This window comes from Planctomyces sp. SH-PL62 (assembly GCF_001610895.1).
Taxonomy (GTDB): domain Bacteria; phylum Planctomycetota; class Planctomycetia; order Isosphaerales; family Isosphaeraceae; genus Paludisphaera.
This window is the reverse complement of the sequence record NZ_CP011273.1, coordinates 5,364,277-5,390,496: the sequence shown is the minus strand read 5'-3', so window position 1 is coordinate 5,390,496 and position 26,220 is coordinate 5,364,277. Positions and strand designations below refer to the sequence as shown.

23 protein-coding genes and 1 pseudogene are annotated in these 26,220 nt (G+C 70.0%); 14 read left to right on the top strand and 10 right to left on the bottom strand.

Annotated elements, in window-relative coordinates; genetic code table 11:
- Window positions 1–65: 65 nt before the first annotated feature.
- The 7 genes from VT85_RS20915 to VT85_RS20890 all read left to right on the top strand — a co-directional run bounded on the left by VT85_RS20915 (window position 66) and on the right by VT85_RS20890 (window position 5,931).
- Window positions 66–1,520: a 30S ribosomal protein S1 gene (locus VT85_RS20915; protein ID WP_082858778.1), complete on the top strand. Its 1,455-nt coding sequence runs from the start codon at window positions 66–68 to the stop codon at window positions 1,518–1,520.
- A gap of 127 nt (window positions 1,521–1,647) precedes the next feature.
- On the top strand, window positions 1,648–2,001 hold the full coding sequence (locus tag VT85_RS20910) for an HPF/RaiA family ribosome-associated protein (protein WP_068419700.1): 354 nt from the start codon (window positions 1,648–1,650) through the stop codon (window positions 1,999–2,001).
- 116 nt (window positions 2,002–2,117) lie between these two features.
- Window positions 2,118–2,522, top strand: coding sequence for a hypothetical protein (locus VT85_RS20905; RefSeq protein WP_068419698.1), 405 nt, complete (start codon window positions 2,118–2,120; stop codon window positions 2,520–2,522).
- The gene (locus VT85_RS20900; RefSeq protein ID WP_197490911.1) at window positions 2,519–3,523 is read left to right on the top strand and encodes a zinc-dependent alcohol dehydrogenase family protein; all 1,005 of its coding nucleotides are present in this window, start codon (window positions 2,519–2,521) and stop codon (window positions 3,521–3,523) included. The genes VT85_RS20905 and VT85_RS20900 overlap by 4 nt, the downstream gene beginning before the upstream one ends.
- A gap of 127 nt (window positions 3,524–3,650) precedes the next feature.
- A complete protein-coding gene (locus VT85_RS26985; RefSeq protein ID WP_082858777.1) occupies window positions 3,651–4,004 on the top strand; it encodes a DUF1493 family protein in 354 nt (117 codons plus the stop codon).
- A gap of 112 nt (window positions 4,005–4,116) precedes the next feature.
- A complete protein-coding gene (locus VT85_RS20895; protein ID WP_068419696.1) occupies window positions 4,117–4,626 on the top strand; it encodes an ankyrin repeat domain-containing protein in 510 nt (169 codons plus the stop codon).
- Between the two features lie 51 nt (window positions 4,627–4,677).
- Window positions 4,678–5,931, top strand: a complete 1,254-nt coding sequence (locus VT85_RS20890) for a hypothetical protein (protein WP_068419694.1) — start codon at window positions 4,678–4,680, stop codon at window positions 5,929–5,931.
- Window positions 5,932–5,962: 31 nt separating this feature from the next.
- Here the strand turns inward: VT85_RS20890 and argC are convergent, their stop codons facing one another.
- Together argC and VT85_RS20880 are read right to left on the bottom strand one after the other, a co-directional pair.
- On the bottom strand, window positions 5,963–6,988 hold the full coding sequence (gene argC, locus VT85_RS20885; protein WP_068419692.1) for an N-acetyl-gamma-glutamyl-phosphate reductase: 1,026 nt from the start codon (window positions 6,986–6,988) through the stop codon (window positions 5,963–5,965).
- Between the two features lie 41 nt (window positions 6,989–7,029).
- On the bottom strand, window positions 7,030–9,456 hold the full coding sequence (locus VT85_RS20880) for a hypothetical protein (protein WP_068419690.1): 2,427 nt from the start codon (window positions 9,454–9,456) through the stop codon (window positions 7,030–7,032).
- Between the two features lie 347 nt (window positions 9,457–9,803).
- Here VT85_RS20880 and csrA point away from each other — a divergent pair, with 347 nt between their 5' ends.
- From csrA to tsaE, 4 genes and pseudogenes are all read left to right on the top strand, one after another.
- Window positions 9,804–10,004, top strand: a complete 201-nt coding sequence (csrA, locus tag VT85_RS20875; protein WP_068419688.1) for a carbon storage regulator CsrA — start codon at window positions 9,804–9,806, stop codon at window positions 10,002–10,004.
- A gap of 84 nt (window positions 10,005–10,088) precedes the next feature.
- A pseudogene (locus VT85_RS20870) lies at window positions 10,089–11,254 on the top strand (glycerate kinase).
- Window positions 11,247–12,206 (top strand): thiamine-phosphate kinase, encoded by a 960-nt coding sequence (locus VT85_RS20865; protein ID WP_068419686.1) that lies wholly within the window; start codon window positions 11,247–11,249, stop codon window positions 12,204–12,206. The pseudogene VT85_RS20870 and the gene VT85_RS20865 overlap by 8 nt, the downstream one beginning before the upstream one ends.
- On the top strand, window positions 12,203–12,688 hold the full coding sequence (tsaE, locus tag VT85_RS20860) for a tRNA (adenosine(37)-N6)-threonylcarbamoyltransferase complex ATPase subunit type 1 TsaE (protein ID WP_068419684.1): 486 nt from the start codon (window positions 12,203–12,205) through the stop codon (window positions 12,686–12,688). Before VT85_RS20865 ends, tsaE begins: the two co-directional genes overlap by 4 nt.
- Window positions 12,689–12,722: 34 nt before the next feature.
- Here tsaE and VT85_RS20855 read toward each other — a convergent pair whose 3' ends face one another.
- The 3 genes from VT85_RS20855 to VT85_RS20845 form a co-directional block, all read right to left on the bottom strand.
- Window positions 12,723–13,067, bottom strand: coding sequence for a hypothetical protein (locus VT85_RS20855; RefSeq protein ID WP_068419682.1), 345 nt, complete (start codon window positions 13,065–13,067; stop codon window positions 12,723–12,725).
- Window positions 13,068–13,073: 6 nt separating this feature from the next.
- Window positions 13,074–15,695 (bottom strand): DNA mismatch repair protein MutS, encoded by a 2,622-nt coding sequence (mutS, locus tag VT85_RS20850; RefSeq protein ID WP_068419680.1) that lies wholly within the window; start codon window positions 15,693–15,695, stop codon window positions 13,074–13,076.
- A 145-nt stretch (window positions 15,696–15,840) separates the two neighbouring features.
- Window positions 15,841–16,200 (bottom strand): STAS domain-containing protein, encoded by a 360-nt coding sequence (locus VT85_RS20845; protein ID WP_068419678.1) that lies wholly within the window; start codon window positions 16,198–16,200, stop codon window positions 15,841–15,843.
- A 458-nt stretch (window positions 16,201–16,658) separates the two neighbouring features.
- Here VT85_RS20845 and queF point away from each other — a divergent pair, with 458 nt between their 5' ends.
- From queF to VT85_RS20830, 3 genes are all read left to right on the top strand, one after another.
- On the top strand, window positions 16,659–17,009 hold the full coding sequence (queF, locus tag VT85_RS20840) for a preQ(1) synthase (RefSeq protein ID WP_068419675.1): 351 nt from the start codon (window positions 16,659–16,661) through the stop codon (window positions 17,007–17,009).
- A 76-nt stretch (window positions 17,010–17,085) separates the two neighbouring features.
- On the top strand, window positions 17,086–17,877 hold the full coding sequence (locus VT85_RS20835) for an S-adenosyl-l-methionine hydroxide adenosyltransferase family protein (RefSeq protein ID WP_068419673.1): 792 nt from the start codon (window positions 17,086–17,088) through the stop codon (window positions 17,875–17,877).
- A 38-nt stretch (window positions 17,878–17,915) separates the two neighbouring features.
- Window positions 17,916–18,959, top strand: a complete 1,044-nt coding sequence (locus tag VT85_RS20830; protein WP_068419672.1) for a hypothetical protein — start codon at window positions 17,916–17,918, stop codon at window positions 18,957–18,959.
- Here the strand turns inward: VT85_RS20830 and VT85_RS20825 are convergent.
- The 5 genes from VT85_RS20825 to VT85_RS20805 form a co-directional block, all read right to left on the bottom strand.
- Window positions 18,941–19,489 carry a hypothetical protein gene (locus VT85_RS20825; RefSeq protein ID WP_068419670.1) on the bottom strand — a complete coding sequence of 183 codons (549 nt, stop codon included), beginning with the start codon at window positions 19,487–19,489 and terminating at the stop codon, window positions 18,941–18,943. The two genes, VT85_RS20830 and VT85_RS20825, sit on opposite strands and share 19 nt — an antisense overlap.
- Complete coding sequence (locus VT85_RS20820) at window positions 19,486–20,214, bottom strand: DUF58 domain-containing protein (protein WP_197490909.1); 729 nt, start codon at window positions 20,212–20,214, stop codon at window positions 19,486–19,488. The genes VT85_RS20825 and VT85_RS20820 overlap by 4 nt, the downstream gene beginning before the upstream one ends.
- 237 nt (window positions 20,215–20,451) lie before the next feature.
- Entirely contained in the window at window positions 20,452–22,644 is a 2,193-nt protein-coding gene (locus tag VT85_RS20815; protein WP_068419661.1) for an alpha-amylase/4-alpha-glucanotransferase domain-containing protein, read from the bottom strand.
- A 216-nt stretch (window positions 22,645–22,860) separates the two neighbouring features.
- Complete coding sequence (gene galT, locus VT85_RS20810) at window positions 22,861–23,940, bottom strand: galactose-1-phosphate uridylyltransferase (RefSeq protein WP_082858776.1); 1,080 nt, start codon at window positions 23,938–23,940, stop codon at window positions 22,861–22,863.
- Between the two features lie 55 nt (window positions 23,941–23,995).
- Complete coding sequence (locus VT85_RS20805; RefSeq protein ID WP_068419659.1) at window positions 23,996–26,185, bottom strand: glycoside hydrolase family 57 protein; 2,190 nt, start codon at window positions 26,183–26,185, stop codon at window positions 23,996–23,998.
- Between the last annotated feature and the right edge of the window lie 35 nt (window positions 26,186–26,220).

The following is a 26,220-nucleotide window of genomic DNA, read 5'->3' as shown; positions in this document are numbered from 1 at the left end:
GCGGATTCCGCCGCGACCGGCCTCGATCCCTGTCATGAACCAGTCTGGAAGACGGACCTGATCCCATGCCCGACGAACCGAACGCCCCCAACGCCCCCGGAACGCCCTCCCAGCCCGCCCCCCCTCCCTCCGGACCGCGGCGCTCCTCGGCATCGGCCCCGGCCTCGTCGCCCGGTGCGGCTTCCGCCTCGGCCTCGTCGCCCGACGCGGCCATCGACCGGGCGATGGACGCCGCCCTGGGCGGCGCGTCGTCCCAGGCGGCCGCCGAGCTGCCGCTCAAGAAGCAGTGGGATGACGAGCTGGAGGCCGAGCTCGAAGCGGCTCTCAGCGGCTTCGACCCCCACGCGTTCGACGTCGCCCCGGCCCGTCGCACCCGCGAGCAACGGCTCCCGGCCGACAGCAAGGGCCGCGGCCAGGAGTCCCAGCAGGGCTTGCGCAAGGGGCGGGTGATCGGCGTCCGGGGCCGGAGCCTGTTCATCGACCTCGGCGGCAAGAGCGAGGGAGTCGTCCCGCTCGACCAGTTCGAGGGAGAGTTCCCCGCCGCCGGCTCCGAGATCGAGGTCCAGTTCGACCACTTCGACCGCTCCGAGGGGATCGTCCACCTCCGTCTCAAGGGGGCGGCCATCGAGGCCGACTGGAGCAACCTCCGCGAAGGGGTCATCGTCGAGGCCAAGATCACCAAGGCCGTCAAGGGGGGCGTCGAGGTCGACGTCGACGGCATCCGGGGCTTCATGCCCATCAGCCAGATCGACCTCAACCGCGTCGAGGACGCCTCCGACTACATCAACCAGAAGGTCAAGGCGGTCGTCACCGAGGCCGACCAGCGCGAGAAGAACCTGGTCGTCTCCCGCCGCGACCTGCTGGAGCGGGAACGCGCCGAGCTGCGCGAGAAGACCTGGGAGACCCTCGAAGAGGGCCAGATCCGCGACGGCGTCGTCCGATCGGTCAAGCCTTTCGGCGCCTTCGTCGACGTGGGCGGAGTCGACGGCCTGCTGCCGATCGGCGAGATGAGCTGGATCCGCGTCGAGAAGGTCGACGACCTGATCCGCCCCGGCGACAAGGTGCAGGTCCAGATCCTTCGGATCGACCGCGAGACTCGCAAGCTCACCTTCGGCCTCAAGCAGCTCCAGAAGAACCCCTGGGACGACGCCGACGACAACTACGCGCGGGGCGCGACGATCCGCGGCAAGGTCACCAAGATCATGGAGTTCGGCGCCTTCGTCGAGCTGGAGCCGGGCGTCGAGGGCCTGATCCACGTTTCCGAACTTTCTCCCACCCGGGTTCGTAGAATAGCCGACGTGGTGCAGCCGGGGCAGGAAGTCGAAGTCCGAATCCTGAAGGTCGAATCCGACGCCCGGCGCATCAGCCTGTCGCTCCTCCCCCTGGCCGCCAAGGATCAGGCGGAGGAAGAAGACGTCGAGGACGACGACGCGCCGCCCGTTCCCAAGCCCGAGCGGAAGATCCCCCTCAAGGGTGGCCTCGGCGACGGCGACCCGTTGTTCCCGAAGCTCGGCTCGTGACTTGCATAAGAGAAAGCCGGGCGCCGACGGGGGCGTCTCTTGCAAAAGGCCCCCCATGACGTACCATTCTCAGCGGCGGGGCCGCGCGAGGCCCTTCGCTTCGAACGCAGTGCCAGCGAGGTGAACGATGCAGATTCATGTCCTCACCGACAATCACATTCAGGGCAGCGAGCGTCTCGTCGAGGAGATCTCCCAGGGTCTCGTAAGTACCCTGCAACGGTACGGCGAGCAGATCACCCGCGTCGACGTCCACCTGGCCGACGTCAACGGCCCCAAGGGCGCCGACAACGATAAGCGCTGTTTGATCGAAGCCCGCCTCGCCGGCCATCAGCCGCTCGTCGCCAGCCACCAGGCCGCCACGATCGACGAATCGGTCGACGGCGCGTCGGAGAAGATCTTCCGGATCATCGAATCCACCATCGGCCGCCTCCACATGCAGAAGGGACCGCAGACGTCCGCCGGCGGCGACCAGGTGATCTGATCCGACTCCGATTCGACCGACGGTCCACTCGGATTCCACCAACGGCCGGGACGCCGGGCTCCACAGCCTGAAGCGTCCCGGCCGTTTCGCTTTCCCCGTCGACGTGGGAGCCTGTCATGGAATCGAACTTCGACGACCCGGACGAACGGCTCCTCACCGAATACTACGGCCCCCCGCAGGAGCGCGAACGGAAGCTCCTAGCCTACCTCGCCGACCTCGTGGAACGGCTCACCGAGCCGGGCCTCCGCGCGATGCTCACCACGCTGTCGGGCCAGAAGGACAGACTCCTATGCATGAAGTTCCTCGCCGAGAAGGACATCGCCGGGGCACCGCTCGATCAGTTGCTCGATCCCTTCGTCCCCTGCGGGCTTGAACTGAACATCGTGTCCCAGGATGGCTCGGACTACATCGTGGACGTTGGCGCGGGCTGGCAGACGGTGGGCGACGGCGGGCGATTCGTCCTGCGGAAGGACGTCGAGGAATTCATCGTCGTCGAAGGTCCGGAGACGTGGATCGCTTGAGCGACGCAGCGTCCAGGCCGATCAACCAGGCCCTCTGGTATCGACGCTTCGGCCCACCCCGCGACGTGCTCGCCCTGGAGGCTGCCGAACTCGCCCCGCTCACGCCTTGCCGCGTCCGGGTCCGAATGCTCGCCGCGCCGATCAACCCGTCCGACCTGATCCCGATCACCGGGGCGTACCGGCATCGCGTCGTCCCGCCTCGGGTCGCCGGCTACGAGGGCTGCGGGATCGTCGTCGAGGCGGGCGACCGCGCCCTCCTCAACCGTCGCGTCCTGCCGTTGCGAGGCGAGGGAACCTGGCAGCAGTTCGTCCAGGCCGATCGCGAATCGATCATCCCCGTCCCGGACGACGTCCCCGACTCGCTCGCGGCGCGGGCCTACATCAACCCGCTCGCCGCGCTGCTGATGCTGGAGGGCTGGCCCGTCACCGGCCGCCGCGTACTGCTGACGGCCGCCGGCTCGACCTGCGGGCGACTGCTCGGCGCCTGGGCCGTCGCCGCGGGGGCCGCGGAGGTGTTCGCCGTTCATCGCTCGCCGGTGCATGCCGAGGCCCTGGCCGCCCTCGGCCTGTCGCCGGTCCGCCAGGACGACCGGACGCTCGCCGCCGTCGCCGCGAAGGCCGACGTCTCCTTCGACGCCGTGGGGGGGCGGCTTGCCGAGACCCTCCTCGCCGCGATGCCTCGCGACGCCGCGCTGGTCTCCTACGGCCTGCTGTCCGGCGAGCCCTTCCTGCCGATCGCGACCGGCCCGACCGTGCACCGGTTTCACCTTCGCGACCGATTGGAAGCCGTGCCCTCCGGGACCTGGCGGGGTTGGTTCCAACGCCTCTGGCCGCTCCTCCGCCTCGCCCCGATCCCCGACGTCCGTCCCTTCCCCCTCGCCGACTGGCGCGCGGCGTTGGCGGCCTTCGAGGAGCCCGGCCGATCGTCCAAACCGATGTTCACGTTCCCCGACCCGGCCCTCGGCGACGAATCCCAAATGGACCGGCTCATCAGTCCGTAGTCCTCCAGGCGACTCCTCATCTATCCTATACTGCGGTGTCCGCGCAGCGTCTCTCAGGTCTGCGGCGGAAGCGGCGGCACGTCCGCGAGGCCCCGAGAACGGTTACGCAAAATTGCCTTCGACGAACATGAGCAATCCCAATAATTCAGAATGCGATGATCTTGAAGAAGTCGTTCGAGCGTTCGTAGGCGAACAGATGCCGTGGATAAATTCTGCCGTAAAAATCAACTGCGATCTTATTAGCGAAAGCAAGATCTATGGTGATGACGTGTGCGAGTTCATCGTCGACTTCAGCCGACGGTTTAATGTTGACATCTCAGAGTTTCGATGGGAACGACACACAAGCCCCGAGGGATGCACCCTTCTGTGGATGATCTTCACGTCGTGGCGACCTCAAAAGCACGTGCCCATTCGGCTGCTGGATCTGATCGACTCCGCCCGCGCTGGGAAATGGCGCGTCGGCGAGACCGAGAGTCTCTGAGGGGGGAGGCGAGCAAGAGGAAAAGGTGCTCTGCTGAGAACCGGCGAACCTCTGTCGGCTTGTTGCCGCGTCCTGGCACAACACGACCACCGATCCGACGGAGGCCGTCCCCATGGGAATCAGTAGCACGGCTTTGACGTTTCTCCTGGCCGTCGGCTTCACGATCACGAGTCTTCTCGCCGCCGCCTATTTCTTCCGATCCTCGATCCGACGCTGGATCGTGCCCGCGTCCTGCCTGGCTTTTTTGGGGTTGTCGGCGCTCTTCGTTCGTCATCTCTATCAGGCCTTCTGGCTTGACGAACGGCTGTTCATCGCTGCGGTCGAGGGGGACGTGGGACGGATCAAATCCTTGTTAGCCGCCGGAGCCGATCCGAACGCGACCTGGGAGGATGGGACCTCCGCCCTGGAAGCCGCCCGGCACACGGGCAGCAAGGAGGTCGTGGAAATCCTGAGGCGAGCAGGCGCGATCGAGCAACCAGGAAATCGCGCCGGGCAAGCGATCGGTCTCTCTGTGTTCGACGCACCCTCGCCTCGGGCGGCCGACGCCGAGCCCGCTTCTGGACGCCTGCGGCGCAGCGGGACCGTTCCTTTACTCGTTGAGCCGGCGCCGACGGCCCGTTAGATTCTCACGTAATCCTTCGACGGGCTTTCGAACCAGGCCACGGAGTCAATCATGAAGATACGCCCTCGAATCTCGCTGGGAACCCTCTGGCTCGGGATGGGCCTGGCCGCGACGGCCGTGCTCGCGGACGACCTCCGGCCGATCCCCCTGACCGCCCGGATCCAGGACGTCCAGCCGATGACCGGGATCGTCCTGTGGTCGACCAACGCGGCGGTCGAGACCGCGCCGATCCAGCTGGAATTCCGCTACGTCACCTATCGTGAGGTGGTGAACGCGAAGGGGGAGTACGACTGGTCCCCGATCGAGAAGCTGCTGGACGAGGTCGCCGGTCGCAAGCATCAGGCGATCCTCCGCTGGCATGACACCTACGTCGGCAAACCCTCGGGCGTCCCGGACTCCGTCCGGCTGCTCCCGGACTACCGCGAGACCGTGGCCCTCAGCGAGCAGAAGCGCACCGCGTTCCCCGACTGGTCGCACCCGGAACTTCGGCGGTTCCTGCTGGAATTCCTGGATCGGTTCGCCGAGAAGTACGACCGCGACCCCCGCCTGGCCTTCCTGGAGGTGGGCTTCGGCCTCTGGGCCGAGTACCACATCTACGACGGCCCGATGGAGATGGGCAAGACGTTCCCCTCGCTCGCCTTCCAGCGCGAGTTCGCCGAGCGGATGGCCGCGAGGTTCCATCGGACGCCCTGGATGATCTCGGTGGACGCGGCCGCCGATCGCGCCCCGTTCGCCTCCGACCCGAAGCTCCTCGCCTTGCCGTTCGGGCTGTTCGACGACTCCTTCAACCACGCCCGCCACGCCGAGGTGAACGAGCCGAACTGGGATCGGCTGGGGCGGGACCGCTGGAAGATCGCGCCGATGGGCGGGGAGTTCAGCTTCTACGAGCCGAAGGACCAGCGCGAGGCGCTCTCGCCCACGGGGCCGCACGGCGTGGAGTTCTCCCGGCACGCCGCGAAGTTCCACATCTCGTTCATGATCGGCGACGCCCAGCCGCGCCATCAGAAGCCGGAACGTATCCGAGAGGCGGGGATGGCCTGCGGCTACCGATTCCGGGTCTCCCGATTCGCGGCCTCGGCGAGCCGGGCCGAGGTGACGATCGAGAATACGGGGATCGCGCCGATCTATCACGACGCGTTCCCCGCCGTGAACGGGGTCCGGGCGAAGGACTCGCTCCGGGGCCTGCCGCCGAAGGAATCGCGGACGTTCGCGATCGACGCCGGGGGCGAGACCCCCAAGCTGACCATCGAGTCCGACCGCCTCGTGCCGGGGCAGCGGATCGAGTTCGACGCCGACCTTCCCTGACCGGAATCGCCTTCGCGCCGACGGCCCTCCGTCAGAAGAGGGCCGTCGTCTCGGGCGCGCCGAGCATCAGGTTGAGGTTCTGGACGGCGACTCCGGACGCGCCCTTGATGAGGTTGTCGAGGCAGGCGAGGACGACGATCCGGCCCCGAACCACGCGGACGGTGATGTCGCAGAAGTTGGTGAAGGCGGAATCCTTCGTCGCCGGCAGGTGGTTGATGACGCGGACGAACGGGCTGTCGGCGTAGAACGAGCGGTAGAGTTCCAGCAGGTCGTGCTCGACGGCCGGCTTGATCGGCCTGGCGTAGATGGTGGCGAAGATGCCCCGGTCCATCGGCACCAGGTGGGGCGTGAAGATGACCTCGACGGCCTCGCCCTCGCCGCCGGCCGTGGTGAGGATCTGGTCGATCTCCGGCGTGTGGCGGTGCCGGCCGACGTTGTACGCGGAGAAGCTCTCGTTGCACTCCGGGAAGTGCGTCCCCAGCTTGGGCGACCGCCCCGCGCCTGAGACGCCGCTCTTGGCGTCGATGATCACGCCCGTCCGCTCGATCAGCCCCTCTGCCACCAGCGGCGCCAGCGCGAGGATGCTCGTCGAGGTGTAGCAGCCGGGGTTGGCGATCAGGTCCGCCGCCGGGATCTGGCTGCGGAACAACTCCGGCAGGCCGTAGACGGCCGACTTCAGGCCATCGGCGTCCGTGTGGGCGTGGCCGTACCAATCCTCGTAAACTTGCGCGTCGGTCAGCCGGTAGTCGGCGCTGAGGTCGATCACCTTCACCCCGCGCTCGCGGAGCGACGGGACGACCGCCATGCTCGCGGTGTGGGGCAGGGCGAGGAAGGCGAACTGCGCGCGCTCGGCCACGCGGTCGGCGTCGAAGGGCTCGCAGGCCAGGTCGATGCGCTTCGCCAGGCTGGGGTGGATCGCGTCGAGCCTCGGGGACTCGTCCTGTCGCGAGGTCGCCACGGTCACCCGGACGCCCGGATGCTTCAGGAGGATCTGGATCAACTCGCGGGCCGCGTACCCCGAGGCCCCCACCACCGCCACGCCGACTGGTTCCGCCACGACTCGATCCCCTTCCCGTCCCGGCTTCGTCTCGCCCCGCCTCAACCCGTCGCGAGCGAGGCGCCGCGACGCTCCCGCCGCATGGCGTAGATTATCGCCGAGCACCACGCCGCCCAGCAAGCTCCCGACGCCCCGAGCCCCCGGCGGACGTCGGCCGCGTCGTACGTCAGACGCAGGACGGCCCCCGGCGCCGACGGCCCATCGACCGCCACCCGCATCCAGCCGCCCCCCGCCTTACCGACCCGGAACGCCGGTCGGATGTTCGCGGGCGCCCCCGGGCGGCCCTCCTCGACGACGACCGCCCGCCACTGCGGGTCGTACAACACCGAGACGAGCACCGCGCCGGGACGCTCGACCCCTTCCAGCGAAATCTCCCACTCGATCGGCGCCCGCGCGACGGCCTTCAACGGCCGCGCCGCGTCGATCGCGTCGAGGACCGGCCTGGGGTCGCCATTCGACTCCTCCGGGACGTCCGAGCCCGTCGACCAGGCTCGGGGGGCGTCGGCCCTGGTCCGCACGATCCGAAAGGCGTCGGCCGAAGGACGACGCTCCGGGTTCCAGTCCCGTCCGAACAGCCACCGCGCCAGGTTCGGGTCGGCGATCGTCTCGACCGACTCGTCCGGGCTCCGAACGACGGGCTCGGTCGGGTCGAGCACCCGCAGCCCCGCGCCGGTCGCGCGCATCGCGCGAAGGGCCTGGGCGCCTCCGGGCCCGCCGTCGAGCGGGCCTCGCGCCAGGGCGGCGAGCGGCGTGAGCGCCGGGAGGTCGAGCGTCCGATACGCCTGCACCGGCGCCAGTCCGGCGGCCATCGGCAGGTTCCGCAAGGGGTCGATCGTCCGCGTCCCGCTCGGCTCCTCGGCCAGCCTCGCCAGGACCGGGCTCTGCTCGGCCAGCGGCCGGAGCGGCCCGACGTCGACCAGTCGATGACGGCCCAGCAGCATCAGGTCGGCCCCCGTCAGAACGACGAGCGCCGCGGGCGCGAGACCTCGCAGGCGGGGGACGGCCGAGAGCCCCGCCACCGCCGCGACCGCCGCCAGCAGCCCCAGCGTCTCGACAAGCTCGGTTTGATAGATCGAGTACCGCCGCTCCTCGAACGAGCCGAGGTTCGCCGTCGGCCGTCGCGCCAGGCTCGCCACGCTGCGGAAGTCCGGGTCGCCCTCCCAGGGCCTCGCCCGGAACGCTCGCTCGAACAGGTCGGCCGCGCCCCGACCTCCCGAGGGGGACGTCGACCATAGCGCCAGCTCGATCATTCCCAGGGTCGTCGTGATCCCGAGCAGGGCGACCGCCGTCAGGACCAGGAGCCCTTGCGAAGGACGCTCCCACGATCGCCACCGATCCAGCCCCACGCCCGCCAGGACCGCCAGGGCCAGCGTCATCGGCAGCCCCCAACGCGCGGGCGCCCGGAAGAACGAGAAGCCGGGAAGCTCGATCAACGTCCGGAAGCCGGGGACGTACGGCCCCAGGCTGAGGAACAGTGAGACGGCCGCCAGAACCGCCAGCCCCCGCACCGCCGCGTCGCGACGGCCTTCACGGACGATCGCCAGCGCCGCCAGGAACAGCGGGACGATCCCGACGTACGCCAGGTATTCCTCCGGCGACGTGTGGAACGGGTCCCAGACCAGCGGACGCCAGAGCGGCGAGCGGTGGAAGAGGTTGGGGGCGACCAGGCTGACCAGATGGAACGGGGTCGCGGCGAACCCGGAGAGATACTCGAAGTCGCGACGATCGGCGGCCATCCCCGCCAGCCTCGCCGTCGGCCAGACCTGCATTGCGCCCAGGGGCAGGACGACCGCCAGCCCCAGCACCACCACCCCCGAGCGCCGAAAGGCACCAGGGCCCTCTCGCCGAACGACCCCCTCCGCAATCGCCCAGACGGCCAGGATCGCGATCGTCGCCTGCGTCATGAAGGCGATCTGGAAGTGGCCGGGCAAGACTTGCATCGCCAGCACGACGCTCAAAAAGAACAGTCGCCTGGCCGAACCGGGACCGGCATGGCTCAACAACGACCACGCCAGGCCCCACGCCCAGGGGAGCCACGACCCCGTCGTGTAGCCCCATGGGTGCGGCATGTGGATCACGAAGAAGCCCGACGCCGCGAACGCGAAGCCCGAAACCGCCGATCCCGGTCGCCCGACGCCGAACGTCCGCGCGCACCAGAACGCCCCCAGTCCCCCCCATATGGTGTGCAGCACCAGGCTCGCGACGTACGCACGCTCCACGGCCAGCAGCCCATAAAGGAGGAGGTGCGGCGGATAGAAGACGCCCATCTGGCTCTCGCCGACGCCCGGGAAGCCATATCCCCACAGGTCGTTCCAGACGGGAAGGCGGCGATCGGCCAGCGAATCGGCCAGGACGCTCATCAAACCCAGGAAAAACTGGGTGACGTCGCCGCCGATGGGCATTGCGGTTCCCAAACTGAACGGCAGGAGCCAGACGAGAAGCGCCAGGACCAGCGCCAGGCTCGCCACGATCGCACCTCGGGGGGTATGGACCCGCGCGGGCGCACTCGACTTCCCCGATGACACGGCCTCGTCCACTCCGTCGGCCTTTCGCTGCAGGTAACTTTTGCAAATTCTCGGGCGATCTTACAGGAATCCGGCTTGACCGTCACCGCCCGCGCGGCCTCCGACGGCGGCTCGCGGCCTTTTCTCGGCCGATATCGGTTCCTGGAGCGAACCTCGCCGGTCTTCGCATCGTCTTGGCATGGGAGCTGCTCTCTATAACCGGCAATCGAAGGCCAAACCGTCCAGGAGTGACGCTCGGCCCACCGCCGAGATGACCGATAATCGACTCGATCGAACAAGGAGGAAGAATCATGCTGGTCCTGAGCAGGAAGTTGGGCGAGGCGATCCACATCGGTTCGGACATCCGCATCGTCGTCGCGAAGATCGACGGCCACCAGGTCCGCATCGGCATCGAGGCCCCCATGAGCGTCTCGATCAAGCGCCAGGAAATCTGCTTCGAGCTCGCCTCCGCCGAGGAGGCCGATCGGCTTCTGGAGGCGGTGAGCGCTTGACGACCCCATCCCCGGCGCGCCCACACTGGACGACCTGACGAGGGCCGGAGGTCCGGCCCTCGTTCCAGGTCCAGGTGGAAACCGATGCGGATCGTAATCGCCCCCGACAAGTTCAAGGGGAGCCTGACGGCTCCCGAAGCGGCCAAGGCCCTCGCGCGGGGAGTTCGTGCGGCGGAGCCGACGGCCGAGATCCTCGCCGTCCCCATGGCCGACGGCGGCGAAGGGGTCGTGGAGGCGCTGGTCGCGGCCACCGGCGGTTCCTACCACGAAGCTCGCGTCACGGGCCCCCTCGGGTCGCCCGTCCCCGCGCGATTCGGCCTGCTCGGCGACGGTCGCACGGCCGTCGTGGAGATGGCCGCCGCAGCCGGCCTGGCGCTGGTCCCCAGGGATCGCCGCGACCCTCGACGAACCACCACGCGGGGCGTCGGCGAGCTGATGCTGGCCGCCGCGGATCTGGGCGTCGGACGCCTGATCGTCGGCATCGGCGGCAGCGCGACCAACGACGGCGGCGCGGGGATGGCGCAGGCGCTCGGGTTCCGATTGCTCGACGCCCAGGGCCGCGACCTCGCGCCCGGCGGCGGCGCGCTCAGGGCCCTCGATCGCATCACGCCTCCCGACGCGGGGACCGCCCTGAAGGGGGTCGAGGTGTCCGTGGCCTGCGACGTCACCAATCCGCTCTGCGGCCCCACTGGCGCCTCGGCCGTCTACGGCCCGCAGAAGGGGGCGACGCCCGACATGGTCGAGGAGCTCGACCGCAACCTGGACCGACTGGCCCGGATCATCGAGCGCGACCTTGGCGCGGCCGTCGCCGAGATTCCCGGCGCGGGGCCGCGGGGGGCCTCGGCGGCGGTCTCGTCGCGTTCGCGGGGGGCCGCCTGGAGCGTGGGATCGACCTCGTGACAGCGGCCGTCGGCCTGGCCGACAAGCTCCAGGGCGCCGACCTCTGCCTGACGGGCGAGGGTTCGCTCGACGCCCAGAGCGCCTTCGGCAAGACCGCCGTGGGCGTCGCCCGGCTCGCCCGCTCGCTCGGAGTCCCGACCTTCGCCCTGGTGGGCTCGATCGGCGAGGGGGCCGAAGCCTGCCTGGGTCGCGGGATCGACGCCTACTTCCCGATCACTCGGGGCCCGATGTCGCTCGAAGACGCCCTGGCCCGGGCCCCGGAACTGCTCGCCCAGGCCGCCGAACAGGCGGTGCGCGGCTTCCTCGCCGGGGTCCGCAACGGGTCGCAAGGGGGTGTCCCCCATGAATGAAGAAAGCGGCATGGGCGAATTCGGCCTCATTGAATGGATCCGACGTCGGGCGGCGGGCGGGGTCGACGGCCTCGCGCTCGGCATCGGCGACGACTGCGCGGTGGTCGACTTCCAGGGCGCGCAGGTCCTGGTCACGGCGGACATGCTCATGGACGGCCGCCACTTCCGGCTGGCGGAAGACGGCCCCGAGGCCGTGGGTCGCAAGGCGATGGGCGTGAACCTGTCGGACGTCGCCGCGATGGCGGGCGTCCCCCGGTTCGCGGTCGTCGCGGTCGCCCTTCCCCGAGGCGCGGCGGTCGAGGTGGCGAAGGGCCTGCACGAAGGGATGCGACGCATGGCCGACCGCTTCGGCGTCTCGCTGATCGGCGGCGACACCAACGCCTGGGACGGCCCGCTCGTCATCTCGGTGACGCTCATGGGGACCGCGACCGAACATGGCGTGCGGAAACGCTCCGACGCGAAGGTCGGCGACGCGATCTTCGTCACCGGCCCGCTCGGCGGCAGCTTTTTCCGGGGCCGCCACCTCCGTCCCGAGCCCCGGGTGGTCGAGGCCCTCGCGCTGGCGGACGCCGTCCCCTTGCACGCGATGATCGACCTCTCCGACGGCCTGTCGTCCGACCTCGGCCACATCCTGGAGGAGAGCGGTGGCCTGGGAGCGGTGCTCGACGCCTCGGTCGTGCCGATCCACGCCGACGCCCACGCTCATTCTCTCGCCGACGGCGTCTCGCCGATCGTCCACGCCCTGAACGACGGCGAGGATTTCGAACTCTGCTTCACCGCCCCGCCCGACGCGGCCGACGCGCTCTCCGCGACACCCCCCGACGGGGTCCGGCTCCACCGCATCGGCGTGATCGTCGAGTCGCCCGGCCTGCTCCTCCGAGGAACCGACGGCCGCACGACCCCGATCGAGGCGAGGGGCTTCGACCACATGAAGGGGCCGTCGCCGCGATGAACGTCCAGCGCCTCGAGAACGCCTTGCGGATCGAAGTGGAAGGCGAGTCGGAGACCGTCGCGCTCGGCCGGGCGCTCGCCGAGGTCGTCGCGCCCGACGTCGTCGTCGGCCTGGTCGGCCCGCTCGGCGCGGGGAAGACGCGCCTCAGCCGCGCGATCGCCGAGGCCCTCGACGTCGACCCCGCGGCGATCGCCAGCCCCACGTTCGTGCTCATCCATGAATATGAAGGCGTGATGCCGATCTATCACTTCGACGCCTACCGGCTCCCGTCGCCGGCGGCGTTCGAGGACCTGGGCGCCTCCGACTACTGGACCGCCGGCGGCGTCTGCCTCGTCGAGTGGGCCGACCGCGTCCCCGAATCGCTCCCCCCCGACGCCTGGCGGGTCGCGATCGAGCCCGTCGACGAGACCCGGCGGACGATCCGATTCACCGCCCCCGCCGACGTCCGCGACCGCCTCGCGATGATCCTGGCGCGGGCCTAGGATCTCGAAATCGACCGGCCGTGCTTCGCTTGCGTCATCCGTCGGTCGAGCTTCCCGCACCGTCGGCGAGGTGTTCTTCAAGGGTCCTCGCCTCGCGGGCGAGCCGGGAGAAATCCCACCAGGAGCCTCCCACGATGGGGAGCCAGAGCAGGGCGGCGAGGGCCAGTCCCAGGTCGGGGCGGTCGAAGGCCGCGAAGAGGGCGAGGAACGCGGCGGCGATCGCCGTAGTGACGGCGGTGAGGACCCAGCAGACGGCGCGACGGCGGGCGAGCTGGACATCCAGGGGCTCGGCGTCGAGGCGGAGTCGGCTCGACGTCGGTCGCGGACCGGGCCGGGGGGCGTCGCGACGATCGGTCGGGTCGGGGGGCTCTTGGCTCATGAGGGGTCAGTCCGCCAGTTCGCGGAGCCGCCGGAGCAGCGCGACGGCCTGCTCGGGCGGGACGGCGTCGATGTCCAGGCGTCGAAGTTCGGTCAGGAGGGGGTCGGGGAGCGCGGCGAAGAGGCTCCCCTGGAGGCCCCGGCCGGACTTCACCTTGCGGCGGATCGGGCCTTCGGGCTCCGGCAGCCCCGGGTCGGGCCCGTGCTGCTTCTCCAGGAAGGCGAGGATCTCCCGGGCGCGGTCGAGGACGGGGGAGGGGACCCCCGCCAGCCTCGCGACGTGGATGCCGTAGCTCTGGTCGGCGCCGCCGGGGGCGATCCGGTGGAGGAAGACGATCTCCCCCTGGCTCTCGCCGACCGCCACGTTGGCGTTGCGGAGCCGCGGTTTGGTCTTTTCCAGCTCGACCAGCTCGTGATAGTGGGTGGCGAAGAGCGCCCGGCAGCCGACGGCGTCGTGCAGGTGCTCGGTGATCGCCCAGGCGAGCGAAACGCCGTCGAACGTGCTGGTGCCGCGGCCGATCTCGTCGAGGATGACGAGGCTTTGCTTCGTCGCGTTGTTGAGGATGTTGGCCGTCTCGGTCATCTCGACCATGAACGTGCTCTGTCCGCGCGACAGCTCGTCGGTGGCCCCCACCCGCGCGAACAGCCGGTCGACCACGCCGATCCGAGCCCGGCGCGCCGGCACGAAGCTGCCGATCTGGGCGAGGATCGCCATGAGGGCGACCTGGCGGATGTACGTGCTCTTGCCCGCCATGTTCGGGCCGGTGATGAGGAGCAGGTCGCCCCAATCGGGGCCGAGCTTCGTGTCGTTGGGGACGAACTCGCCGCGCGGGAGGAGGGCGTCCAGCACGGGGTGGCGTCCGGCCTCGACCTCGAAGACGGGCTCGGCGACGACCTCGGGGCGGCAGTAGCCCTGCCGCGCCGCCAGCTCCGCGAGCGACGACAGGACGTCGACCTGCGCCAGCGCCGATCCGGCCTGGATCAGCCTCGGGGCGTCGGCCGAAACCCGATCGCGGAGGCTCGTGAACAGCTCGTATTCGAGGGCGTTGGCGCGTTCGTCGGCGTTGCGGACCTCGTTCTCGAACTCCTTCAGCTCGGGCGTATAGTAGCGCTCGGCGTTCTTGACGGTCTGCTTGCGGATGTAGTCGGCCGGGACCTCCCCGCGCTGGGCCTGGGCGTGGGAGATCTCGATGTAGTAGCCGAAGACGTTGTTGAAGCCGACCTTCAGGCCGCTGATCCCGGTGCGGCGGATCTGCTCGGACTGGTAGCGGGCGATCCACGCCTTGCCGTCCTTCGAGGCCGACCGCAGGCGGTCCAGCTCCTCGTGGTAGCCGGGCCGGATCAGGCCCCCTTCCTTGATCGTGAGCGGGGGCTCGTCGACCAGGGCCGACTCGATGGCCGAGCGGACTTCGGGGCAGAGTTCCAGCGCCTCTTCCAGTTCCGTGAGCCGCTTCGACCGCCGGGCGGCGAGCCGGGCCTTGAGCTTGGGCAGGATCGCCAGGGTGCGCGCCAGGGCGCCGAGATCGCGCGGGGTGGCGCGACCGGTGGCGGATCGGGCTGCGAGCCGCTCCAGGTCGTAGGCCTCGCCGAGGGCGTGGCGGAGGTCGCCGCGGAGCCCCGAATCCTGGAACAGTTCGTCGACGGCCGCCAGCCGCTCCTCGATCAGGGCCGGAGAGGTCAGGGGGGAGGTGACGTACTCCGCGAGCAGCCGTGCGCCCATCGCGGTGGCGGTCTGATCGATCACCTGGAGCAGCGAGCCCTCGCGTTTGCCTTCGCGGAGGGTCCGGGTCAGCTCCAGGCTGCGACGGGTGGTCTCGTCGAGGGCGAGGACGTCGGCCCGGCGATAGGGGGTGAGCCGGGCGATGTGGCCGAGCGAGGACTTCTGGGTCTCGCGAAGATAAGCCACCAGAGCGCCGGCCGCCTGGATCTCCGGGCCGCGATCGTCGACGCCGAAGCCCTCGACGGTCGCCACGCCGAAGTGCTCGTGGAGGGCCTTCCGCGCCTGCTCCGCCTGGAAGTCCCAGGAGGGTCGCGTGGTGACGACGTGCTGCTGCTGGGATCGCAGGGCGCGAAGCCACGGGGCGTCGGTCGCCAGCTCCGAGGCCAGGGTCTCGGCCGGGCTCAGCCGGGCCAGCTCGTCGGCCAGCTCGGTGCGGAGCAGGCTGGTGAGCGAGAAACGGCCGGTGGAGAGCTCGACCCAGGCCAGGCCCATTTTCGAGCCCGACTCGACGACTGCGGCCAGGTAGTTGGCCGATCGCGGGTCGAGCAGGGCCTCGTCGGTGAGCGTCCCCGGCGACACCACGCGGACGATGTCGCGCTTGACCAGCCCCTTCGCCTGTTTGGCGTCCTCGACCTGCTCGCAGACCGCGGCGCGCTGGCCGGCCTGGACGATCTTGGCGAGGTAGGTCTCGAGGGCCTGGTGCGGAAAGCCGGACATCGGGACCGACTGGTCCCCCTTGTCCTTGTCGCGGCTGGTGACCGCGATGCCGAGCAGGGCCGAGGCGCGGACGGCGTCGTCGCCGAACATCTCGTAGAAGTCGCCCATCCGGAACAGGAGCAGGGCGTCGGGGTCGCGAGCCTTCATCTCGCGATATTGCTGCATCATCGGGGTCGGCGTGGGATCGGCCATCTACGCTCCACCAACGAAAAAGCGGCCCGCGTCCCTCGAGGGGGGTGCGAGACCGCCACGCCGAAAAGGCCCGCGATCGGGTGGGCGACCCCCGTCCCAGCGCGGGGGGCGTCGTACGCGAACTCGGGCGGCCCCAGGGGCCGGTTCAGAACTTGTCGAGGGCCGTCTGCTCCTCCGGGAAGATCTCGAAGACCTGATCCAGGCGGGTGATGCGGAAAACCTCGAGGAGGTCGGGGTGGATGCAGCAGAGCTTGAGCTTGCCCTTGACCGCCGAGACCTTCTTCTTGAGGTTGATCAGCTTGCCCAGCGCGGCGCTGGAGAGATACTGGACGTTGCCGAAGTTCAGCAGCAGGCTCTTGTGGCCTTCGTCCTCGACCAGGCTGTAAAGCTGTTCGCCAACTTCCTGAATCTGTTCTTCGGTCACGATCTTGGTGTCGACGAAGCTGACGACGGTCACTCCATCGACGGTTTCGAGGCGGAGGAGACGGCGAGGGCCTTGCGACATCGGGGAACTCCTGTCGGGGACGGGAACCGCACCAAATCATTCGGGTTTACTGGGATGCGATCGGGTCGGTCCCGCACGCGAAGCCGTCCGACGCCGGCGCGAGTCGCGCAGTCGGGTCGGGGAGGCCAGAAACCTGCGTTACCAACACATTTAGCAAAAAACGTCGAGGAATCAAGAGGCCACCAATGAAAAGCCGCGACGTCCGGCGACGCCTCGTCCGAAGGGGCGGAGTTCCGCGACCAAGGCCGATCCAGCCGGCGTGATCATACCATGATCCGCCGTCCGCCCGCCGCGCGAAATTCCTCCCCGACACCCCGGACTCCGACCCGGTGCCGGCTACGAATCGCCGCCGAGGCGGCCTACAATAGAAGGGTGGGCCCGATCGGCGACGATCGTCGCGGCGTACGTCGGCCTGCACGCATCACTCCGAACGATCCCGACGAGAGGGCCCGACCGACATGGCAGGCGCGGTGGAGACGTTCCCCAACCAGTTCCCGGATCGCGAATACGAGATCGAGATCACCTTCCCGGAGTTCACGGCCGTCTGTCCCAAGACCGGCCAGCCCGACTTCGGCACGATCGTCGTCACCTACGTCCCGGCGGAAACCTGCCTGGAACTCAAGAGCTTCAAGCTCTACCTGTTCGACTTCCGCAACCGGGGCATCTTCTACGAGCATTCGATCAACACGATACTCGACGACCTGGTCGCGGCCTGCCGCCCCCGGCGGATGACGGTCGTCGGCCACTTCAACCCGCGAGGGGGTATGACCTCGAAGATCACGGCGACGCACCAGGCCGGTCGCGCTTGACCGGCTCCGGGCCGCCCCCCGATCGCTTCCAGGACGTGGCGGAAGCCAGGGGGACGGGTCGATCAGGGGAGGCCCCATGAAACCGGGAATCGTCACCCTCACGACCGACTTCGGGCCGGAAGGGCCGTACGTCGCGGCGATGAAAGGGATCATGCTCGGGCTGGCGCCGGGCGTGACGCTGGTCGACGTCTGCCATGCGATCGCCCCCCAGAACGTGCTCGAAGGGGCGTTCGTCCTCTCGGCGATCGTCGACGCCTTCCCGCCCGACACGGTCCACCTCGCCGTCGTCGACCCCGGGGTGGGGACCGCGCGGAGGCTGCTGGCGATCAAGGCCGCGGGCCAGTGGTTCACCCTCCCGGACAACGGCCTGATCACGGGGGTCGCCCGCACGCACGAGATCGAGGGGGCCTGGGAGATCAGCAATCCGGGACTCGCCCGCCGCCAGGTCTCGCCGACCTTCCACGGCCGGGACGTCCTGGCCCCGGCCGCCGCGCATCTGATGAAGGGGGGCGATCCGGGCGAGCTGGGGGCGGCCACGTCCCGTTTCATCACGATTCGCAACTTCGAGGCGTCGGCCGACGGTCAGGTCTGCATCGGCGAGGTGATCTTCAAGGACGCGTTCGGCAACCTGATCACGAATATCAAGGAGGACCAGATGGCGGCCCGACCGGCGGGCTCCTGGACCGTCGAGGTCGGCGGCCGCCGGATCGACGGGGTGGGGAGGACCTACGCCGAGAGCGCCTCCGGCTCGCTGATCGCGCTGATCGGCAGCGGCGGCTGGCTGGAAGTGGCCGTCGTGAACGGCGATGCGGGCCGGCTCCTGTCGGCGGGCCCGGGCACGACCGTCTGGCTGCGGCCGAAGACCTGACGTCCGTCGCGACCGTTTCGTCCCCCGGAATCTCCACCATGAGCCCTCGCCATTCCTCCTCGTCACCCGACGAACCCCGCTCGCGGTCGGACGATCCCGACGTCCCGCCGGCCCCGAAGAAGAAGCCGCGCGCCGGCCGTCCGTCGACCGGCCCGCCGCCGACGCCCACCAGCGACGAGATCAGCGTGATGCTGTCGTCGGCGATGACCGAGCCGGAGCCCGACCCGATGCTGGGAGGGGCGAGTTCCTGGGACCTGGCGCGGATCGCACGCGAGCAAGCGGCCGAGGGGACGTCGCGGGGCCGCTCGTCCGACCGCGTGGACATCGGCGTCGAGACCGCCGCGCCGGTCGTTCGCTTTGCGACCGCCGGCGGGTCGACGGACGGCGCGGACGCCGCCGCCTACTCGTGGTCGGGCGTGCTCCTCCGAAGCTACGCCAGCGCGGTCACGCTGGCCCTGATCTGGGTCCTGTGGACCGGGAAGACGATCCCCAGGGGCCCCGCCCCCGCCGCGACGAGCCGGGAGGCCCCGGCGTCTCGGAGGAGGGCCGTCGAACCGCCGCCCCCCGTCTCGGACTTGCCGGGCGTCCCCGCCGCCCGGACGACCGCGCTGGGAGAGGCGATCGTGGTCGACGACCTGGAGATCCTCCCGCTGGTGGTCCTGCACAGAAGCGTGCGGATCTCGCGGGACCTGGGCGAGGAGCGGCTGGTCCGGGACCACGACGACTGCCTGGTCCTGACGCTCCGCCTGAAGAACCTATCGTCCGGCGAGTCGCTCCAGCCGCTCGACGTCGCGGATCTCCTCGACGGCGAGGCGTTCGCGATCGAGTCCCCTCCGGGCGCGCGCCTCGGCCTGTTCACCCTCGGGCCGCGGACCGAGTGGACGATGGACGAGCAGACGTTCCCGGCCATCGCGCCGGGGGAGTCGGAGGACGTGGTCCTGGTCAGCGAGCCGGTCCCCTCGTCGCGCCTGGGGCCGACCCTGACCTGGCGATTCCGCGTGCGGACCGCCGCGGATCGGCCCGAGCGGGCGGACGTCGCCGTGCGGTTCGGCCGGGGCGAGATTCACGGCGACGGCGGCTGACGCTTTCCTCCCGATCCCGGCGTCGAGGCGAGGCGGCCGTCGAGCGAGCCCGCCCACGCGGTCCATTCGGGGAGGCGTTCGAGGAGGCCCTCGGCGACGCCCCGCCGCGCGAACTTCACGCGGTCGCCCGCGCCCAGGATCGCGACCAGTCGGTCCAGATCCTCGCCGTCGAGTCGTTCCGCCAACCGGGGATCGCCCGCGATCTCCTCCGTGGTCCTCGCTCGGAGCGAGGGGCCGAGCCGCGAGGCTAGCACGGCGCGGAGACGATCGCCGAGCGCGACGAGTCGGCCCTCCGGCGAGTCGTCGACCTCGGCGGACGAGGCCGTCGCGATGGAACCGGCCCCGCGCCTTCGCCGCCGCATGATCCACGCGACGAGCAGGGCCGCGACCGTCGCCGTCGCGATCCAGGCCAGCGGGGAGGTCGGAGCGTTCTCGTCGCGCCAGGGCTCGGGGCCGAGGTTCGGGCGGGGGGGGACGAGTCCCGTCGCACCGGTCGTCGGGTCGGGGGGGGCGCCCGCCTGGAGGCTCATGAACGGCCTCGGCGCGAGGCGCGGCGTTCGAAGACCTGCATCAGGGTCTGGAGGGGATCGGTCTCGGTCGACAGGTCGTGGCCTTCGACGGCCGCGGCCCCGCACCATCGCACGAATTCTCGCCGGCGATCCTCGGCGCGTCGAGCGTAGGCGGCGCGTCGGCGTTTGCGGTGCGAGTCGAGGAGGAAGCGTCCGTCCCCCTCGGCGTCGCGCACGGCGAGGAGGCCGACGTCGGGGAGCCGCTCCTCCAGGGGGTCGACGAGCCGCAGGGCCACCACGTCGTGCCGTCGTCCGGCTTCTCGCCAGGCGCCGACCGGCTCATCGGGCTGGAAATCGCCGAGGACCACGAGCATGGCCCGCCGCGAGGCCCGGCGAAGGCGCGGCAGGCCGGCCTGGAGCCGGGTCGCGCGCGAGGTGGTCGGCGTCGCCACCAGCGCGCGGACGACCCGCGAGAGATGGCAGACGCCGCCCCCGGCCGGGATTTCCAGCTCGACGCGGTCGCTGACGATCAGGAGGCCGACGCGGTCGCCGTTGTGGACGGCGGCCGTCGCCAGCAGCGCCGCGGCCTGGGCGGCGCGGTCGGCCTTGGTGCAACCCTCGCGGCCGAACCGCATGCTGGCCGAGGCGTCGACCACGATCCAGAGGACGAACGAACGCTCCTCGACGTAGCGGCGGACGAACGGTCGGCCCTGGCGGGCGGTGACGTTCCAGTCCAGGTGCCGCACGTCGTCGCCCGGCTCATAAGCGTGAAGCTCGGCGAAGGTCAGGCCCTCGCCGGGCCTCGCGCCGTGGTAGGCCCCGGCGAGCTGGAGCAGGGCCTGGGGGCGGACGCGGAATCGGAGTCGACGCGCGCGGCGGACGACGGCCGCGGCGTCGATCGTCGGGCGGGCGGGGGCTCGGGGGTCGGTCGTCGGCGGAACGGCCAGAACATGCCACGCTCCTCGTCCCGCTGCCGATTCGTGTCAGACCTCGGCCAGGCTCGCCCGATGTCGGGGGGAGGGATCGGCCGCCGGCTTCCGCGAGTCGAACGACATGCGGATCGCGACCTCCCAGCGGCCCGCCTCGTCGCCGACGACGTGCCAGTGGGGGATCACGGCCGACGACTGGTAGACCCCCTCGAAGCCGCCCTCGCTCTGGCTGACCGTCTCGATCGGGAAGCACCAGAGGCCGCAGGGCTTCGTCCAGGTCAGGTCGGCGACCAGGTCGAGCCACTCATCGGTGAGGCTCAGCCCCTCCATGTGGGGCCGGTCGATGCGGGAATCGAGGGTCCCCAGGCGTTCGCCGGAGAGGCCCGAGTAGTAGCGGTCGTCGGCCCGTCCGGCCATGCCCGCGAGGTTGATCTCCACGGCGAAGTGGAGGCAGGCGTCGGGGGGAAGGTCCTCGATCTCGTAGCGGATCACGAGCGCCGGCGAGCCGGCCGCGGCCTCGATGGACTTGCGGATCCGCACCGGATGGCCGTCGGCGAGCCCGGGGCGTTCCATCACCACGGCCGCTCGGGCGTCGTCGCCGCGGACCCGGGTGAGGTAGGCGCCCGTGACGAAGTCCCCGCGCTCGACGTTTCGGCAGGCGATCAGGTCGTCGAGGGAGACGTCGAGCGGGTAGAAGTGGTCGACGAGGGCCTTGCGGGGGTGGTCGTCGTAAACGATCAGGTCGTCGAGGTTGTCTTGCTTCAGGACGACGCGATCCTCGCCGCCGAAGGACGTCGCGCCCTGCTCGGCGGAGCCTCGGGCGCGGATGACGTCGAGGATCGTCTGGTGATAGGCCTCGGGACGGCGGTCGAGGGTGGCCAGGACGTTGACGCCGGCCTTGCGGACGTCCAGCTCGTAGAGATGCCCTCCTTGCGCCGGGCGGACGAAGGCGATCAGGCGGTCGTTCTCGATGCGGACCTCCTGGCGGGCGTCGAGGTTGAAGTCGCCGACCTCCAGCGAGACTCGGGGCCCGTCCCGGCCCTCGGCCTCGTCGAGCGCGTCGTGGCAGGCGATGAGGGCCTGGTAGATCGCGCCCCGCAGGTGGGGCAGGTAGAGCCCGCCGAACGCGCCGTGCCAGTAGGGGCAGTTGCACTGGCCTCGGTGCAGCTCGCGGCGGGCGGCCTCCAGGTAGTCGGGGTCGACGTCGGGACGGGCGGCGAGCGCGGCGAGCCGTTTCGACAGGCCGAGCATCCGGGCGTACATCTCGTCGCTCTCGGGGTAGCGGGCCTTGAAGTTCCGCCAGAAGCCGCCGGCGCGGAAGAAGGGCTTGATCTCGGCCGAGCGGTCGTGCTGGCGGACCGACCGGGCCGCCTGTTCGTAGGCCCGATGGCCGGCCGGCGGGAGGGCCCACTCGGTCATCTCGCGATAGGAGCCGTCGGCGATGTAGAGCTTGCCCAGGGGGAGCGTGGCGTCGACCGTGCGGCCGAAGGTCGTGGAGCCCAGCCAGTCGCGGTTGCCGACGATCATGTCGCAGAACCGATTCAGCCAGCCTCGCTTGTAGACGTGTTCGTGCGTCTCGGGCCAGGAGCCGAACTTCTCGCCGTCGTCGGCGAAGACGACCGTCGCGCCGGGGCGCCGCGCGGCCAGGCCTCGGAGGAACTCGTAGGTCGCGTGGGGTTCCTGGAACGGGATCGTGTAGCGGAGCGTCTCGGAGCCGGGGAAGACCTTCAGGAGCCTCCCCTCGTCCTCGGTGAGGTAGTAGCCGAACAGGTCGTCGCCGGAGACCCCGGCGCGTTCGAAATGGAAGTCGTCGAGGATGGTGTACTCGACGCCGGCCTCGGCGAAGGCCGAGACCAGGTGCTGCTCCCAGACCCGCTCCGGCGTCCACATCCCCCGGACCCTGGCGCCGAAGACCTCTTCGAGATACTCCGTGAACGCGCGGATCTGGCCCACCCGGTCGACGTGGGGGATCATCGTCATGATCGGTTCGAAGTAGCCGCCGCCGAGGATCTCGACGCGGCCGGCCTCCACCAGCCCCCGCACCCGCGCCACGTAGTCGGGCTTCTGGTCGACCAGCCACTCCAGCAGCGGCCCGGAGGTGTGCAGCGCGAAGGCGATCTCGGGATGCCGCTCCAGCACCTCCAGGAACGGCAGATAGCTGTCGCGGTAGGCGGTCTCGAAGACGGCTTCGAAGTTCCCCACGGGCTGATGGTTGTGCAGCGCGAGGATCAGGCGCAGGTTCGACATGGAACGGCCTCGTGGAAGACGGAGCCCCCCGACGCCGCCGGCGTCCGCCGGGTCGTCGAGGGGCGTGAAGCTGGGGCGGTCGCGGGGGATGCGACGCGCGTCGCGTCGGGGGTGGAGGATGGCCTGGGGGCGCGCCGGGGGGCAGGGCGAAACGGCCGGCCGAGGGGTCCATCGCGCGTCCCAAAGAGGCCACGGATCGACGTCGATCCCTGTCGGTCAGGGGACCTTCGACGCGAGCGGTTGAGGCCGACCCCCCGTGACCCATTCCCGCGCCGCGGCGCCCGTGCGGGGCGTCGCGACTTCCACCTCGCGCAGGAAGGCGGCCGCGTGCTCGGGGGGGACCGGATTGATGTAGAATCCGGAGCCCCACTCGAAGCCGGCGACCCGGGTCAGTCGGGGGATCACTTCGATATGCCAATGATAGTGCGGCAACTCGGAATGGTCAAAGGGGGCCGTGTGCACGATGTAGTTGTACGACGGCGAATCGAGGGCCGTCTCCAGCTTGCCGAGGACCTGATGGAGCACGTGCCCCAGGTCGTCGACGGCCGGCTTGGGGATGTTCTCGAAGTGGCTCTCGTGGGTCTTGGGGACGATCCAGGTCTCGAACGGGAAGCGGCTGGCGTAGGGGCAGAAGGCGGTGAAGTGGGGGGTGTCGAGGACCACGCGCTTCTCGGCGGCCGTCTCCTGCTGGACGATGTCGCAGTAGATGCAGCGGCCCCGGTAGTTGAAGAACTCCAGCGCCCCGGTCATCTCCTCCCAGACCGAGATCGGCACGATGGGGGTGACGATGAGCTGGCTGTGGGTGTGCTCCAGGCTCGCGCCGCCCCCCTCGCCGACGTTCTTGAAGAGCATGCCGTGGACCAGCCGGCGATCGCGCTTCAGGTCGACCAGGCGGTCGCGGTAGACCCAGAGGACCTCGCGGATGTTCTCGACGGGGAGCGAGGCGGTGGAGACGTGGTGGTGCGGGCTCTCGATGATGACCTCGTGCGCGCCGACGCCGGCCATCCGGTCGTAGATGCCGTCGCCCCGCTTGTCCAGCTCGCCCTCGATCTTGAGTGCGGGGAAGCGGTTGGGGACGACCCGGACCCGCCAACCGGGGCCGTTCGGCCGGCTGCCGAAGTCCCGATAGGCGAGGATCTCGGGCGGGGTCATCTCCTCGTGACCCTCGCAGAACGGGCAGGTCTGCGCGCCGACCAGCGGGGCCTGGGCCGCCTTGAAGTCGTGCGGGCGGCGGGCCCGCTCGTCCGCGATGATCACCCAGCGGCCGACGATCGGGTCCTTCCGAAGCTCGGGCATCCGTCTCCCCCTTCCTTGATGGGATGGGCGGGCCGCTCGCGCGGCCCACGCCCGGTCAGACCTGCCACAGGACCCGCTCGAAGTCCGGGGAGGGCGTGGTCAACTCGAAGACCCCTTCGCGGGGCGCGCGGTCGAGGCTGGATTCCCCCTCCAGCAGCTCGACGTAGAAGCGGATCGGGTCGCCCGGCTTGAGCCCCAGGCGGTCGAACGCGACGGCCGTCTCGAAGATGGCCCCGGTCGCCGAGGAGACGGTGTCGCCGTTGGCCGAGGCGTGTCCCGCGTGGTTCAGGTAGCCGAGGGGCCGGTCCCGGCTGGGCTGGACGACCACGATCTCGCGCTCGGCCGGGTCGACGAAGCCGATGCGGAGGCGGTCGACCTCGGCCAGCCGCTCGGCGGCCGGACCCCCTTCGGTGTCGATCCGGACCAGGAACCGCTCGGCGTCGAAGCCGAACCAGACGACGTGCATCAGGCCTCGGGTGACCAGCGTCATCGTCCCCCGGTCGTTGCCGCAGACGTAGCGGGCGCCGTCGATCCACTCGAAGTAGCTCGCGCGGCCGTCGATCTTGACGTTGAGGAAGCTCCGGGGCTGCTCGTTGGCCGCCCTCGGGCTCGCGGCCTTCGAGATCGGCGTGAAGAGCGAGCCGGGGGGGTCGCAGCCGAGGAAGGCGTAGACGTTGCGGAGATGCTTGCGGAAGAGGTGGTCGAACAGTGCGTCCTGGGCGCAGGAGTGGTCGTCGCCGTACCACCAGAACCAGTCGGAGCCTTCCGCGATGTAGATCTCCTCCCAGGCCCTGGCCAGGGCCGCCGCGTCGTGCCGCCCGGTCTGCTGCTCGCGGACGAGGAACTCGCGGGTCTCGTGGAGGGCGTCCCAGCCGCTGTTGTCCTCGGGATGGCCGATCCAGATGGCGAAGTTGTGGCTGATCCAGCTCCCGGCGAAGAGCCTCTGGAGGGTGTCGCCGGGCGGGTTCTCGCGCAGGTGTTCGCCGATCTTGACGGGCTGGACGCGGGGGTCGCGGACGGCCTCCTGGTAGAGCGAGCGGAGGAACGAGACGCCGCCGTCCGGGTAGTACTCCCAGCAGTTCTCGCCGTCGAGGACGACGGGGACGAGGGTCGCCGGGTTGTGTCGGCAGGCGTCGCCGATGGCGTGCAGCTTGCCGAGGAAGTCGGCGGCGGCGATCGGCCCGGGGCTCCGCTGGTAGTGGAAGCCGACCTGGTCCGACATCGAGTGGTCGCGGAAGACGATCCCGAGCTGCGAGTCCCCCTCGCGGACGTTCCAGCCCCGGTAGAGCAGGTCGGGCCGGCGGACGTGGCCCCGGCCGTCGCGGCCGACGACCCCGCCGGTGGAACAGCCGAGGATCTCCTCGTCGGTCGCGATCCACTCGATCCCGTGGCGACGCAGGAGCGGGACGAGGGCCTGGCAGACGGAGCCTTCGCTCGGCCACATCCCCCTGGGAGGCGTCCCGAACCGTCGCGTGTGGCTCTCGACGGCGCGACGGACGTGGACCTCGGCGTCCTCGGGGTAACCCTCGCGGTAGGCCGGTAGCGCGACTTCCGGCATGGCCTCGCGCGCCAGCTTCTTGTCCAGGAGCAGCGGCAGGATCGGGTGGTAGTGGGGCGTCGTCGTCAGCTCGACTTGCCCACGCTCGGCGAGCTTGCGATGCAGCGGGACGACCTGGCCCAGCAGGTCGCGCTGCTTATCCAGGAGCCACTGCTTGTCTTCTTCGGTGTAGTTGCGGTCCTTCGCCTTGAACTCGGCGAGTTCACGGTCCTTCTCGAACAGGATCGGGTGGAACCAGGCCAGGTTCGACCAGACCTGGAGGTCGCGCAGGTCCTTGGGGCGGAACCGCGTCCGCGCCTGCTCGGCGTTGCTGCTCCAGGAGGAGCGCAGCATGAACAGTTCGTGGTAGCGAGGGTGGGGGCGGATCATGGCGTCTGGGAACGCCATGAAGAAGTTGTCGAGGATATAGAACAGGTCGTCGCGCGAGAGCCCGTCGACCGGCTTGCGGGATGCGGTCAGGTGCGTGTCGGTGGCCCCGTCGACATACGCTTCGAGCTGATCGAGCAGGCTGGGGACGAGGTTGATCGTGCAGTGGAACTCGGGCACTTCCTCCAGGTGGAGGGCCATCCCCAGGTAATCCTTGACGGCGTGGAGGCGGACCCAGGGCATCGGGTTCTCGCCGGTCGCGTCGTCCGGGTAGTAGGGCTGATGCTGGTGCCACATCAAGGCCAGCGAGACTCGCGACATTCCTTCGTCCCTCGACAGAATTCACCTCGGCCCGT